This window comes from Acidovorax sp. 59 (genome assembly GCF_002754175.1).
In the GTDB taxonomy this organism is placed as follows: domain Bacteria; phylum Pseudomonadota; class Gammaproteobacteria; order Burkholderiales; family Burkholderiaceae_C; genus Acidovorax; species Acidovorax delafieldii.
The window spans coordinates 4,219,491-4,232,981 of the sequence record NZ_PEET01000001.1 but is presented as its reverse complement, the minus strand read 5'-3'; the positions used below and the strand labels follow the sequence as shown (position 1 = coordinate 4,232,981).

The window sequence follows — 13,491 nt, the reverse complement described above, 5'->3', positions numbered from 1 at the left end:
GTGGCCTCGCCCGCTGGGAGAGGCAGGGGTCCTTAAAATGCAGGGATGAGCGACACCCCTTCCGCACCGGCCGCAGCGCCCGGTTACTACCAGCGCCACATCTTCTTCTGCCTCAACGAGCGCACCAACGGGGAAGACAGCTGCGCGCACCACAACGCACAGGCGGGTTTTGACCGCTGCAAGGCCCAGGTCAAGGCCGCCGGGCTGGCGGGTGCGGGCAAGGTGCGTGTGAACAAGGCCGGTTGCCTGGACCGTTGCGCGGGTGGCCCCGTGGCGGTGGTCTACCCCGAGGGCACCTGGTACACCTATGTGGATGCGGCGGACATCGACGAAATCGTCGAATCGCACCTCAAGAACGGCCAGGTGGTGGAACGTCTGGTCACGCCAGCGGAACTTGGCCGCTGAGCGCGGCTCCATCCCTGTCTTGGAACGATTTTGGCAGCAGGCGCTAGTGGATCATGCCCCTGCTGCTATTGATTGAGTAGCAAATCCGTGAATGCCCAGACCGAACGCCTGACCCTGTCCGGCCCCGCAGGCGCCATCGAGGCCGTGCGCGACAGCGCCACCCTGGCCGATGGCGCGGCGCCCCGTGGCGTCGCCATCATCGCCCACCCGCATCCGCTGTTTGGCGGCACCATGGACAACAAGGTGGTGCAGACCCTGGCGCGCGCGTTTGTGCAGTGTGGCTGGACGGCGGTGCGCTTCAACTTCCGCGGCGTGGGCGCCACGGCCGGCGTGTACGACGAAGGCCGGGGCGAGTTGCAGGACCTGCTGGCGGTGGTAGAGCAGGTGGCTCCCGCCGCCGAGGGGCAACCCCTGGCGCTTGCGGGGTTTTCTTTCGGTGCGTTTGTCACCAGCCATGCGCTGGAGGCACTGTGGCCCACGCAGCGCGTGCAGAAGGCCGTGCTGGTCGGCACGGCCGCCAGCCGCTTCACGGTGGCCCCGGTGCCGCCCGATGCCCACCTGCGCACGCTGGTCGTGCACGGCGAGCAGGACGACACCGTGCCGCTGTCCGCTGTGATGGACTGGGCCCGGCCCCAGATACTGCCTGTCACAGTCGTCCCCGCAGGCGGTCATTTCTTTCACGGACAATTGCCGCTTCTGAAGAACCTGGTGGTCCGCCACCTGCAATCGGGCGCCTGAGGGGCGCCGCCCGGACCGGCTCCGGCCGTCCGTCGTCTTCCCTCTCCCGCCGTCTCTCCCACCCTTTTTTCGAGCCTCTCCAGCCCCCTCCTGCCCCATGAAACGAATCCTGTCTGCGTTGCGATCCCTGGCCGTCTTTGCTGCGGTGGCCCCGGCTGCCTTTGGCGCCCTGGCCCAGGCACCCCAGCCCCCCGAAATCGCCGCGCGCACCTACCTGCTGGTGGATGTCACCGCCAACCAGGTGCTGGCCGCCAAGGACATCGACGCGCCGGTGGAGCAGGCCTCGCTCACCAAGCTCATGACGGGCTACCTGGTGTTCGACGCCCTGCGCTCCAAGAAGATCGCGCTGGACCAGAAGCTGCCCGTGAGCGTGCGCGCCTGGAAGATGCCCGGCTCGCGCATGTTCATCGACCCCAAGATGCAGGTGCCGGTCGAAGACCTCATCAAGGGCATGATCGTGCAGTCCGGCAACGACGCCACCATGGCCCTGGCCGAAGGCGTGGGCGGCACGGCTGAGAACTTCGTCAAGCTCATGAACGACCAGGCGCAGGCGCTGGGCATGAAGGGCACGAGCTACAAGAACCCCGAAGGCCTGACGGAGCCCGGCCACACCACCACGGCGCGCGACCTCTCCGTGCTGGCCATGCGGCTGATGAAGGACTTCCCGGAGTACATGCACTACTACTCCACCAAGCAGTACAGCTACCCGGGTACTCCTGCATCGAACGGCAGCAACCGCAATTCGCTGCTGTTCCGCGATCCCACGGTCGATGGCCTCAAGACTGGCCACACCGCTGCGGCGGGCTACTGCTTGGTGGCCACGTCCAAGCGTGAATTCCCCGGCGTGGGCCAGCGCCGCCTGCTGTCCATCGTGCTGGGTGCCGCGAGCGAAAACGCGCGCGCGAACGAAAGCCAGAAGCTGCTGAACTGGGGTTACACCGCGTTCGAGGCGGTCAAGTTGTTTGACGCAGGCAAGCCGGTGGCGACCCCTGCCGTCTGGAAGGGCAAGGACAGCGTGCTGAAGATCGGCCGCGAGGAGGCCATCGTGGTCACCGTGCCCGCCGGCAGCGCTGGCAAGGTCACCACCCAGATCGCTCGCCCCGACCCGTTGGTAGCGCCCTACACCAAGGGGCAGGCCATTGGCACCCTCAAGGTCATGCTGGGCGACCAGTCCATCGGCGAAGTGCCCCTGGTGGCGCTGGAGGCGGTGGAGCAGGCCGGCATCCTGGGCCGTGCCTGGGATGCCATCCGCCTCTGGATCAAGTGACCCTGCGTTGCAGAAGGTGGCGAACCACTTCTGAAACCATAGCTGGCTGCGCAGGTCCGGCATATGCCGGACCTGTTTTTCGCTCCTTTTGCGGCCAGTTCCTGTCAGATCACCGGGATGGCTGCAGGTGTCAGAAACTGCTGCAAGCCGCAGTGGGCTTGCCTTTCAGGGGGCATCCTGCTACATTAGAAGGCTTTTCGGAATTTCCGAAGGGATTCACGTTTTCGCTTTCACGAAGCAAATTCACGTTTAGGGACGTATTTCATGCCAACCATTAATCAACTGGTCCGTCAGGGGCGCGAGGTCGAAAAGACCAAGTCCAAGAGCCCTGCGATGGAAAACTCTCCACAGCGCCGTGGCGTGTGCACCCGTGTGTACACCACGACGCCTAAGAAGCCTAACTCCGCTCTGCGTAAGGTCGCCAAGGTGCGCCTGACCAACGGTTTTGAGGTGATCTCCTACATCGGCGGTGAAGGCCACAACCTGCAGGAACACAGCGTGGTGCTGGTTCGCGGCGGTCGTGTGAAGGACTTGCCCGGTGTGCGTTACCACATCGTGCGTGGCTCGCTGGACTTGCAAGGCGTGAAAGACCGCAAGCAAGCCCGCTCCAAGTACGGCGCGAAGAAGCCAAAGGCCAAGTAAGCCCTGGCCCTTTCGGTCTGAAGAATTTTCGGTGCTGTTTTTCCGCGTGGCGCGGAGGTGCAGCGTAGTGACCCCAAACGCAGGTGTTCTGCGCGGGTCGAGTAAGTGGGAGTCCAGAGATTGGCTCTCGCGGTGTCTGAAAAGATGCCAACTGAAGCAAAGATAGAGGTAAAAATGCCACGTCGTCGCGAAGTCCCCAAACGTGAAATCCTGCCGGATCCCAAGTTCGGCAATGTAGAGCTGTCCAAATTCATGAACGTGATCATGGAAGGCGGCAAGAAGGCAGTTGCAGAGCGCATCATTTATGGCGCCCTGGAACTGATCGAGAAGAAGCACCCCGATAAGGACCCTCTGGAAGCCTTCACCGTTGCCATCAACAACGTGAAGCCCATGGTGGAAGTGAAGTCCCGCCGCGTGGGCGGTGCCAACTACCAGGTGCCCGTGGAAGTGCGCCCTGTCCGTCGTCTGGCCCTGTCCATGCGCTGGATCAAGGAAGCCGCCCGTAAGCGCGGTGAAAAGTCGATGGCCCAACGCCTGGCCAACGAACTGCTGGAAGCCACCGAAGGCCGTGGCGGCGCCATGAAGAAGCGTGACGAAGTGCACCGTATGGCCGAAGCCAACAAGGCATTCAGCCACTTCCGCTTCTAAAACGCGGATTTGCCCTGATATAGGCCCAAGGCTGCTGGCGTTTTGCCTGCAGCCTTGTGTCGATTTCAGGCAGTCACAAAATTGACGGGTTGCAGCGCCAGAATGCTGGGCCCGCCCCCCGAATAACACGACCCATCCAAGGATCCACCATGGCTCGCAAGACCCCCCTCGAGCGTTACCGCAATATCGGTATCTCGGCCCACATTGACGCTGGCAAGACCACCACGACCGAGCGTATTCTTTTCTACACCGGCGTGAACCACAAGATTGGTGAAGTGCACGACGGCGCGGCCACCATGGACTGGATGGAGCAAGAGCAAGAGCGTGGCATCACGATCACCTCGGCTGCGACGACCTGCTTCTGGAAGGGCATGGACATGTCCTTCCCAGAGCACCGCATCAACATCATCGACACCCCCGGCCACGTGGACTTCACGATTGAAGTGGAGCGTTCCATGCGCGTGCTGGACGGTGCCTGCATGGTGTACTGCGCCGTGGGTGGCGTGCAGCCCCAGTCGGAAACCGTCTGGCGCCAGGCCAACAAGTACAAGGTGCCACGTCTGGCCTTTGTGAACAAGATGGACCGCACCGGTGCCAACTTCTTCAAGGTCGTGGACCAGATGAAGCTGCGCCTGAAGGCCAACCCCGTGCCAATCGTGATCCCGATCGGTGCCGAAGAAAACTTCAAGGGCGTGGTCGACCTGCGCAAGATGAAGGCCATCATCTGGGACGAAGCCTCCCAGGGCATGAAGTTCAACTTCGAAGAAATCCCTGCCGATCTGGTGGCCACTGCCACTGAATGGCGCGAGAAGATGGTCGAAGCCGCTGCTGAAGCCTCTGAAGACCTGATGAACAAGTACCTGGAAGAGGGCGATCTGTCGGAAGAAGAGATCACCCAAGGCCTGCGTACTCGCACCATCGCTGGTGAAATCCAGCCCATGCTGTGTGGCACTGCGTTCAAGAACAAGGGTGTGCAGCGCATGCTGGACGCCGTGATCGAACTCATGCCTTCGCCGCTGGACGTGCCTCCAGTGCCTGGCTTCGACGAAGACGACAAGGAAGTCACCCGCAAGGCGGACGACAACGAGAAGTTCTCCGCCCTGGCATTCAAGCTGATGACCGACCCGTTCGTGGGCCAGCTGACGTTCGTGCGTGTGTACTCCGGCGTGCTCTCCAAGGGCGACACCGTGTACAACCCCGTGCGTGGCAAGAAGGAGCGTATCGGCCGTATCGTGCAGATGCACGCCAACGAGCGCCAGGAAGTGGACGAAATCCGCGCCGGTGACATCGCTGCCTGCGTGGGTCTGAAGGACGTGACAACCGGTGAAACCCTGTGCGATCCAGCCGCCGTGGTGACGCTGGAGCGCATGGTGTTCCCTGAGCCTGTGATCCGTCAGGCTGTGGAACCCAAGTCCAAGGCCGACCAGGAAAAGATGGGTATCGCCCTGTCGCGCCTGGCCGCTGAAGATCCATCGTTCCGCGTGCAGACCGACGAAGAATCCGGTCAGACCATCATTGGCGGCATGGGCGAGTTGCACCTCGAAATCATCGTGGACCGCATGAAGCGCGAATTCGGTGTGGAAGCCAACGTGGGCAAGCCCCAAGTGGCTTACCGCGAAACCATCCGCAAGACGGTGGAAGAAGCCGAAGGCAAGTTCGTGCGCCAGTCCGGTGGTAAGGGTCAGTATGGCCACGTCGTGCTCAAGATCGAACCCAACGAAGCCGGCAAGGGCATCGAGTTCGTGGACGCGATCAAGGGCGGTGTGGTGCCTCGCGAATTCATCCCGGCCGTGGAAAAGGGTATCAACGAAGCTGTGACGCAAGGCGTGCTGGCTGGTTACCCCGTCGTGGACGTCAAGGTCACGCTGCACTTCGGTTCGTACCACGATGTGGACTCGAACGAACTGGCGTTCAAGATGGCTGCCATCTTCGGCTTCAAGGAAGGCTGCAAGAAGGCCGGTCCGGTCATTCTGGAACCCATGATGGCCGTGGAAGTGGAAACGCCTGAAGACTACGCCGGTAACGTGATGGGCGACCTGTCCAGCCGTCGCGGCATGGTGCAGGGCATGGACGACATGGTCGGTGGCGGCAAGGCCATCAAGGCCGAAGTACCCCTGTCCGAAATGTTCGGCTACTCCACGACCCTGCGCTCCATGTCGCAAGGCCGTGCCACCTACACGATGGAATTCAAGCACTACAGCGAAGCACCTCGCAACGTGTCTGAAGCCATCATGGCAGCGCGCGCCAAGTAAGTAAGCACTTCGCCCGGGCCCTTTTGGTCCGGGCTTTGTTTTGTCTGCGATCCGGTGCCACTCTGTTCCCTGTGCGGAGTGAATCAGCAACCAGATGCAGACGTAAAACCACTACACAGGGATTGCTCTTTGGAGAATTGAAATGGCAAAAGGTAAGTTTGAACGCACCAAGCCCCACGTGAACGTGGGCACGATCGGTCACGTGGACCATGGCAAGACGACGCTGACGGCAGCGATCGCTACCGTGCTGTCCGCCAAGTTCGGCGGCGAAGCCAAGGCCTACGACCAGATCGACGCTGCGCCCGAAGAAAAGGCCCGCGGTATCACGATCAACACCGCCCACGTGGAATACGAAACGGCCAACCGCCACTACGCTCACGTGGACTGCCCCGGCCACGCCGACTATGTGAAGAACATGATCACCGGCGCTGCCCAGATGGACGGCGCTATCCTGGTCTGCTCCGCTGCTGACGGCCCCATGCCCCAGACCCGCGAGCACATCCTGCTGGCTCGCCAAGTGGGCGTGCCTTACATCATCGTGTTCCTGAACAAGTGCGACATGGTGGACGACGAAGAACTCCTGGAACTCGTCGAAATGGAAGTGCGCGAACTCCTGGACAAGTACGACTTCCCAGGCGACGACACCCCCATCATCCGTGGCTCTGCCAAGCTCGCCCTGGAAGGCGACAAGGGCAAGCTGGGTGAAGAAGCCATCATGAAGCTGGCCGAAGCCCTGGACACCTACATCCCCACGCCAGAGCGCGCTGTGGACGGTGCCTTCCTGATGCCTGTGGAAGACGTGTTCTCCATCTCCGGCCGTGGCACCGTGGTGACCGGTCGCGTGGAACGCGGCATCATCAAGGTCGGCGAAGAAATCGAAATCGTGGGTATCCGCGACACGCAAAAGACCACCTGCACCGGTGTGGAAATGTTCCGCAAGCTGCTGGACCAAGGCCAAGCTGGCGACAACGTCGGCCTGCTGCTGCGCGGTACCAAGCGCGAAGACGTGGAGCGTGGCCAAGTGCTGTGCAAGCCCGGCTCGATCAAGCCCCACACCCACTTCACGGCTGAGGTGTATGTGCTGAGCAAGGACGAAGGCGGTCGCCACACTCCTTTCTTCAACAACTACCGTCCCCAGTTCTACTTCCGCACGACCGACGTGACTGGCGCCATCGAGCTGCCAGCCGACAAGGAAATGGTCATGCCTGGTGACAACGTGTCGATCACTGTGAAGCTGATCAACCCCATCGCCATGGAAGAAGGTCTGCGCTTCGCTATCCGCGAAGGCGGCCGTACCGTGGGCGCTGGCGTCGTGGCCAAGATCATTGCTTAATTCATAAGCAGAAAAGGAACTTGCCATGTCCAAGCAAAAAATCCGCATCCGCCTGAAGGCGTTTGACTACAAGCTGATCGACCAGTCCGCTGCCGAGATCGTTGACACCGCCAAGCGCACCGGCGCCATCGTCAAGGGTCCCGTGCCCCTGCCGACGCGCATGAAGCGTTTCGACATCCTGCGCTCGCCGCACGTCAACAAGACCAGCCGCGACCAGCTCGAAATCCGCACGCACCAGCGTCTGATGGACATCGTGGACCCTACGGACAAGACCGTGGATGCCCTGATGAAGCTCGACCTGCCAGCTGGCGTGGACGTCGAAATCAAGCTGCAGTGATGTAGCAGTAGCTGCTGTGGGACGGGTTCGCCCGTCCTGCAGTGACTGAAATAACGCGAACTTGCTTGAAAAAGCAGTTCGCGTTATACTTTAGGGCTTCGCTCGATTTGCGCCTGTTAAATGGTGTGCATCAGCGGAGTTTTATTAACCTTCTTTCATGCACGCAAGCGAGAGTTTGCGGAAACGCCGTAGCCAATTGAAGTTGCGGCGGTGAGAGTTTTGGAGAAAACCAATGAGTCTGAGCAACTCCCTCGGGTTGCTGGGTCGCAAAGTGGGCATGATGCGTCTGTTCACCGATGATGGGGACGCAGTGCCTGTCACGGTGGTGGATGTGTCCAACAACCGCGTTACCCAGGTCAAAACCCAAGAGAACGATGGCTACGTGGCCCTGCAGGTCACGTTCGGTTCGCGCAAAGCATCGCGCGTGACCAAGCCAGAAGCCGGCCACCTTGCCAAGGCAGGTGTGGAAGCCGGTGAAATCATCCAGGAATTCCGCGTGACCGCAGAAACCGCTGGCAAGTACGCCGCGGGTGCTACGGTTCCTGCCACCGATGTGTTTGCCGTGGGCCAAAAGGTCGACGTGCAAGGCACGTCCATCGGTAAGGGCTACGCCGGTACCATCAAGCGTCACAACATGAGCTCGCAGCGCGCGTCGCACGGTAACAGCCGTTCGCACAACGTGCCTGGCTCGATCGGTATGGCACAAGACCCAGGTCGCGTGTTCCCCGGCAAGCGCATGACGGGCCACCTCGGCGATGTCACCAAGACCACGCAAAACCTCGATGTCATCCGCATCGATGAAGCGCGTCAACTGCTCTTGATCAAGGGCGCTATTCCGGGCTCCAAGGGTGGGTTCGTGACGGTGCGTCCAGCGATCAAGGCCAAAGCCTCCAAAGGAGCGAACTAATGCAGCTCGAACTCCTGAATGACCAAGGCCAAGGCGCATCCAAGCTGGATGTTCCTGAAACCGTGTTCGGTCGTGAATACAACGAAGATCTGGTGCACCAGATCGTGGTGGCCTATCAGGCCAACGCACGCCAAGGCACTCGCGCCCAGAAGGACCGCGAGCAAGTCCGTCACTCGACCAAGAAGCCTTTCAAGCAAAAGGGTACGGGTAACGCACGTGCAGGTATGACTTCCTCGCCTCTGTGGCGTGGGGGTGGTCGGATTTTCCCGAACATGCCTGACGAAAATTTCACGCAGAAGATCAACAAGAAGATGTACCGCGCCGGTATGTCTGCCATCTTGTCGCAGCTGGCCCGCGAAGGCCGTCTGGCTGTGGTCGATTCGCTGAAGCTTGATTCCCCCAAGACCAAGGTCCTGGCTGACAAGTTCAAGGCGATGAACCTGCAATCGGTGATGGTGATTGCCGACGAAGTGGACGAAAACCTGTACCTGGCCTCGCGCAATCTGGTAAACGTGCTCGTCGTTGAGCCCCGTTACGCCGATCCCGTGTCGCTGGTGCGTTTCAAGAAAGTGCTCGTCACCAAGGGTGCAATCGACAAACTCAAGGAGATGTTCGCATGAGCACACTCAAGTTTGACGAAGGTCGTCTGATGCAAGTGCTGGTCGCTCCCATCGTGTCCGAAAAGGCCACCATGGTTGCCGAGAAGTCCAATGCAGTGACGTTCAAGGTGCTGCAGAACGCTACCAAGCCCGAAATCAAGGCCGCTGTGGAATTGATGTTCAAGGTGGAAGTCAAGGGCGTTTCTGTGGTGAACACCAAAGGCAAGACCAAGCGTTTCGGCAAGACCGTGGGCCGCCGCGACAACGTTCGCAAGGCATACGTCACGCTGCAGCCAGGTCAAGAGCTGAACCTCTCCGGGGAGGCCGCGTAATCATGGCTGTCGTTAAGATGAAACCTACCTCGCCCGGCCAACGTGCCGTGGTGAAGGTCACGCGTGACCACCTGTACAAGGGTGAAGCGTACGCCCCCCTGCTGGAGCCACAATTCCAGAAGGCCGGTCGTAACAACAACGGTCACATCACCACCCGTCACAAGGGCGGTGGTCACAAGCACCACTACCGTGTGGTGGACTTCAAGCGCAACAAGGACGGCATTCCGGCCAAGGTTGAGCGCATTGAGTACGACCCCAACCGTACGGCCCACATCGCTCTGGTGTGCTATGCCGACGGCGAACGTCGCTACATCATCGCTCCCCGCAACCTGGAAGTGGGCGCAACCCTGCTGTCCGGTTCGGAAGCACCGATCCGCGCTGGCAACACGCTGCCTATCCGCAACATCCCCGTGGGTTCGACCATCCACTGCATCGAGCTCAAGCCCGGTGCCGGTGCTCAGATCGCCCGTTCGGCAGGTGCTTCGGCAACGCTGCTGGCCCGCGAAGGCGTTTACGCTCAAGTGCGTATGCGCTCCGGCGAAGTGCGCAAGATCCACATCGAATGCCGCGCCACCATTGGTGAAGTGGCCAACGAAGAGCACAGCCTGCGCCAACTGGGCAAGGCCGGTGTGAAGCGCTGGATGGGTATTCGTCCTACGGTTCGCGGCGTGGCCATGAACCCTGTGGATCACCCTCACGGTGGTGGCGAAGGCCGCACCGGCGAAGGCCGCCATGCAGTCGATCCTTGGGGCAATCTGACCAAGGGTTATCGCACCCGTAACAACAAGCGCACACAGATCATGATCGTGTCGCGTCGCAAGAAGTAAGGGGTAACAGATGACTCGCTCTCTCAAAAAGGGTCCATTTGTTGACCATCACTTGCTGGCCAAGGTCGAAAAGGCCGTCGCCACCAAGGACAAGAAACCAGTCAAGACCTGGTCGCGTCGCTCCATGGTTCTGCCCGAGTTCATCGGTCTGACCATCGCCGTGCACAACGGCAAGCAACACGTGCCGGTCTATGTCACCGACCAGATGGTGGGCCACAAGCTGGGCGAATTCGCCCTGACGCGCACCTTCAAGGGTCACCCCGCTGACAAAAAAGCGAAGAAGTAAGGAACGACCATGTCTGAAACACGTGCAGTCCTCCGGGGCGTCCGTCTGTCGGTCGACAAGGGCCGTCTGGTCGCCGACCTGATCCGCGGCAAGAAAGTGGACCAGGCTCTGAACATCCTGAACTTCACGCAGAAAAAAGCTGCGGGAATCGTCAAGAAGGTTCTGGAGTCGGCCATCGCCAACGCCGAACACAACGATGGCGCTGACATCGACGAACTGAAGGTCAAGACCATCTACGTCGAACAAGGCACCACGCTCAAGCGCTTCACCGCGCGCGCCAAAGGCCGCGGCAACCGCATCAGCAAGCCCACGTGCCATGTGTACGTGACGGTTGGCAACTAAAGGCTCGGGAAGACTATGGGACAGAAAATCCATCCTACCGGCTTCCGCCTTGCGGTCAGCCGCAACTGGTCCAGCCGTTGGTACGCCAGCAACCGCGATTTCGCGGGCATGCTGGCCGAAGACATCAAGGTGCGCGAGTACCTGAAGGCCAAGCTCAAGAACGCGGCTGTGTCGCGCATCCTGATCGAGCGTCCTGCCAAGAACGCCCGTATCACCATTTACTCGGCACGTCCTGGTGTGGTGATCGGCAAGAAGGGCGAAGACATCGAGAACCTGAAGAAGGAACTCGCGTCGCGTCTGGGCGTGCCCGTCGCAGTGAACATCGAAGAAGTGCGCAAGCCTGAAATCGATGCCAAGCTGATCGCCGACAGCATCACGCAACAGCTCGAAAAGCGCATCATGTTCCGCCGCGCCATGAAGCGCGCCATGCAGAACGCCATGCGTCTGGGTGCCCAGGGCATCAAGATCATGTCGTCCGGTCGTCTGAACGGTATCGAAATCGCTCGCTGCGAGTGGTACCGTGAAGGCCGCGTGCCACTTCACACGCTGCGTGCGGACATCGACTACGGTACCTCTGAAGCCAAGACCACCTACGGTGTGATCGGCGTCAAGGTCTGGGTCTACAAGGGTGACACGCTGGGCCGCAATGACCTGCCCGCCGTGGAAACGCCTCGTCCAGACGAAGAGCGCCGCCCACGCGGCCCACGCCGTGATGGCCGCCCAGGTGGCGACCGTCCAGGCGCAGGCCGTGGCCCACGTCGTCCTGTCGGTGGCAACGCCGCTCCGGCCGACGGCAGCGACAAGCCAGCGGAAGCTGGTGGCGCTGATAACACCGCCGTTAAGCGCGTACGCAAAGTCGCCGCGCCCGCTACAGCAGCGGACGGTAAAGGAGAATAAAGATGCTGCAACCTGCTCGCCGTAAATACCGCAAGGAGCAAAAGGGCCGTAACACTGGCGTCGCAACACGGGGTGCCTCCGTTGCGTTCGGTGATTTCGGTCTGAAGTGTACCGATCGTGGCCGTCTGACGGCCCGCCAGATCGAAGCTGCACGCCGTGCGATTTCCCGTCACGTCAAGCGTGGCGGCCGTATCTGGATCCGCGTGTTCCCGGACAAGCCAATCTCTACAAAGCCCGCAGAAGTGCGTATGGGTAACGGTAAGGGTAACCCCGAGTACTACGTGGCCGAAATCCAGCCCGGCAAGATCGTGTTCGAGATCGTCGGCGTGCCCGAAGAACTGGCCCGCGAAGCCTTCCGCCTGGCTGCTGCCAAGCTGCCGCTGCGCACCACGTTCGTCAGCCGTCACCTTGGCGCGTAATTCAGGAGACCATGAAAATGACCAAAGCTACTGAATTGCGCCAAAAAGACGTTGCCGGCATCGAAGCCGAAATCAAGGCACTGCAAAAGGCCCATTTCGGCCTGCGCATGCAAAAGGCTACGCAGCAACTGGGTAACACCAACACGCTGCGCACCACCCGCCGTGATATCGCACGTGCCAAGACCATTCTTGCTGAAAAGCAAGCCGCCAAGTAAGGAGCCCATATGACGGAACCTAAAAAATCCCTCAAGCGCACCTTGATTGGCAAGGTGGTCAGCGACAAGCGTCAAAAGACTGTGACCGTGCTGGTCGAGCGTCGTGTGAAGCATGAGCTCTACGGCAAGATCGTTGCGAAGTCGAGCAAGTACCACGCCCATGATGAAAATGGCGAGTACAAGCTGGGCGACGTGATCGAAATCACCGAGAGCCGTCCGCTCTCCAAGACCAAGAACTGGGTGGCGACCCGCTTGGTGCAAAAGGCCGGCCTGCTGTAAGCAGCTGTCCATGCCCGCTCCGGGGGCGCAAGCCCCTGGGCGGCAAGGCCCTTCAAAACGACCCACAATGTGGGTCGTTTTGCTTTGTGGGCCACCTTTTTGATGCGAACGGTTCACACCGTGCCCAGGAGGAGCTTTGCATGGCACTGCGTTCTCGGGTTCCAACACCCCATCCCAACATCCCTAGGAGAAAACAATGATCAAAGTCGGTGACACCCTGCCCGCAGCCACGCTGATGGAATATTCCGAAGTCGAGGGCGAAGGCTGCAGCATCGGCCCGAATCCCGTGGCGGTGGACAAGGCGACGGCGGGCAAGACGATTGCCCTGTTTGCATTGCCCGGTGCCTTCACACCCACCTGCTCGGCCAAGCATGTTCCTGGCTATGTGGAGAAGGCCGCCGAGTTCAAGGCGGCCGGCGTGGATGAAATCTGGTGCGTGAGCGTGAACGACGCGTTCGTGATGGGCGCCTGGGCGCGCGACCAGAAGACCGACGGCAAGGTGCGCATGCTGGGCGACGGCAGCGCCGCCTTCGCGCAAGCCACGGGCCTCACCCTGGACCTGACCTCCAAGGGCATGGGCCTGCGCAGCAACCGCTATTCGATGCTCGTGCGCGATGGCAAGGTGGTCACGCTCAACGTCGAAGCACCGGGCAAGTTTGAAGTGAGCGACGCTGACACCCTGCTGGCCCAGGCCAAGGCGGCGTGAGACCCAGCTGATTGCTATTGAATCAATAGCTGCAAGCGCATGTACATCATGCGCTTGCGC

The 13,491-nt window shown here is 60.8% G+C and carries 19 protein-coding genes; all 19 read left to right on the top strand.

The genetic code is table 11. The features are described 5' to 3' along the window. The first annotated feature begins 45 nt into the window (after positions 1 to 45). The 19 genes from CLU87_RS19345 (at position 46) to CLU87_RS19255 (ending at position 13,431) form a co-directional block, all read left to right on the top strand. A complete protein-coding gene (locus tag CLU87_RS19345; protein WP_015012182.1) occupies positions 46 to 405 on the top strand; it encodes a ferredoxin in 360 nt (119 codons plus the stop codon). An 87-nt stretch (positions 406 to 492) separates the two neighbouring features. Continuing rightward, a complete protein-coding gene (locus tag CLU87_RS19340) occupies positions 493 to 1,143 on the top strand; it encodes an alpha/beta hydrolase (RefSeq protein WP_056742095.1) in 651 nt (216 codons plus the stop codon). A 97-nt stretch (positions 1,144 to 1,240) separates the two neighbouring features. Continuing rightward, a complete protein-coding gene (locus tag CLU87_RS19335) occupies positions 1,241 to 2,410 on the top strand; it encodes a D-alanyl-D-alanine carboxypeptidase family protein (protein WP_099731482.1) in 1,170 nt (389 codons plus the stop codon). Positions 2,411 to 2,674: 264 nt separating this feature from the next. Further along, complete coding sequence (gene rpsL / locus CLU87_RS19330; RefSeq protein WP_015012185.1) at positions 2,675 to 3,052, top strand: 30S ribosomal protein S12; 378 nt, start codon at positions 2,675 to 2,677, stop codon at positions 3,050 to 3,052. A gap of 174 nt (positions 3,053 to 3,226) precedes the next feature. Then, a complete protein-coding gene (gene rpsG / locus CLU87_RS19325) occupies positions 3,227 to 3,700 on the top strand; it encodes a 30S ribosomal protein S7 (protein WP_005798541.1) in 474 nt (157 codons plus the stop codon). A gap of 149 nt (positions 3,701 to 3,849) precedes the next feature. Continuing rightward, positions 3,850 to 5,952, top strand: coding sequence for an elongation factor G (gene fusA / locus CLU87_RS19320; protein ID WP_056057548.1), 2,103 nt, complete (start codon positions 3,850 to 3,852; stop codon positions 5,950 to 5,952). 142 nt (positions 5,953 to 6,094) lie between these two features. Next, positions 6,095 to 7,285, top strand: coding sequence for an elongation factor Tu (gene tuf / locus CLU87_RS19315; RefSeq protein WP_099731469.1), 1,191 nt, complete (start codon positions 6,095 to 6,097; stop codon positions 7,283 to 7,285). A gap of 25 nt (positions 7,286 to 7,310) precedes the next feature. Beyond that, the gene (gene rpsJ / locus CLU87_RS19310; RefSeq protein ID WP_005796953.1) at positions 7,311 to 7,622 is read left to right on the top strand and encodes a 30S ribosomal protein S10; all 312 of its coding nucleotides are present in this window, start codon (positions 7,311 to 7,313) and stop codon (positions 7,620 to 7,622) included. 232 nt (positions 7,623 to 7,854) lie between these two features. Then, positions 7,855 to 8,529, top strand: coding sequence for a 50S ribosomal protein L3 (rplC, locus tag CLU87_RS19305; RefSeq protein WP_056058913.1), 675 nt, complete (start codon positions 7,855 to 7,857; stop codon positions 8,527 to 8,529). Next, positions 8,529 to 9,149: a 50S ribosomal protein L4 gene (gene rplD / locus CLU87_RS19300; RefSeq protein ID WP_008906425.1), complete on the top strand. Its 621-nt coding sequence runs from the start codon at positions 8,529 to 8,531 to the stop codon at positions 9,147 to 9,149. Before rplC ends, rplD begins: the two co-directional genes overlap by 1 nt. Then, positions 9,146 to 9,460, top strand: a complete 315-nt coding sequence (gene rplW / locus CLU87_RS19295) for a 50S ribosomal protein L23 (protein ID WP_007847815.1) — start codon at positions 9,146 to 9,148, stop codon at positions 9,458 to 9,460. The genes rplD and rplW overlap by 4 nt, the downstream gene beginning before the upstream one ends. Positions 9,461 to 9,462: 2 nt before the next feature. Next, positions 9,463 to 10,287 (top strand): 50S ribosomal protein L2, encoded by an 825-nt coding sequence (gene rplB / locus CLU87_RS19290; RefSeq protein ID WP_008906426.1) that lies wholly within the window; start codon positions 9,463 to 9,465, stop codon positions 10,285 to 10,287. 10 nt (positions 10,288 to 10,297) lie between these two features. Then, the gene (gene rpsS / locus CLU87_RS19285; RefSeq protein ID WP_010467177.1) at positions 10,298 to 10,573 is read left to right on the top strand and encodes a 30S ribosomal protein S19; all 276 of its coding nucleotides are present in this window, start codon (positions 10,298 to 10,300) and stop codon (positions 10,571 to 10,573) included. 9 nt (positions 10,574 to 10,582) lie between these two features. After that, positions 10,583 to 10,915: a 50S ribosomal protein L22 gene (gene rplV, locus CLU87_RS19280; RefSeq protein WP_007847806.1), complete on the top strand. Its 333-nt coding sequence runs from the start codon at positions 10,583 to 10,585 to the stop codon at positions 10,913 to 10,915. Positions 10,916 to 10,930: 15 nt separating this feature from the next. Then, positions 10,931 to 11,812 (top strand): 30S ribosomal protein S3, encoded by an 882-nt coding sequence (gene rpsC, locus CLU87_RS19275; protein ID WP_056058910.1) that lies wholly within the window; start codon positions 10,931 to 10,933, stop codon positions 11,810 to 11,812. A 2-nt stretch (positions 11,813 to 11,814) separates the two neighbouring features. Beyond that, complete coding sequence (gene rplP, locus CLU87_RS19270) at positions 11,815 to 12,231, top strand: 50S ribosomal protein L16 (RefSeq protein WP_015012190.1); 417 nt, start codon at positions 11,815 to 11,817, stop codon at positions 12,229 to 12,231. Between the two features lie 17 nt (positions 12,232 to 12,248). Then, positions 12,249 to 12,446: a 50S ribosomal protein L29 gene (rpmC, locus tag CLU87_RS19265; protein WP_015012191.1), complete on the top strand. Its 198-nt coding sequence runs from the start codon at positions 12,249 to 12,251 to the stop codon at positions 12,444 to 12,446. 9 nt (positions 12,447 to 12,455) lie between these two features. After that, positions 12,456 to 12,725, top strand: a complete 270-nt coding sequence (gene rpsQ, locus CLU87_RS19260) for a 30S ribosomal protein S17 (RefSeq protein ID WP_056058906.1) — start codon at positions 12,456 to 12,458, stop codon at positions 12,723 to 12,725. Between the two features lie 196 nt (positions 12,726 to 12,921). Next, a complete protein-coding gene (locus tag CLU87_RS19255; protein ID WP_015012193.1) occupies positions 12,922 to 13,431 on the top strand; it encodes a peroxiredoxin in 510 nt (169 codons plus the stop codon). Positions 13,432 to 13,491 lie beyond the last annotated feature (60 nt).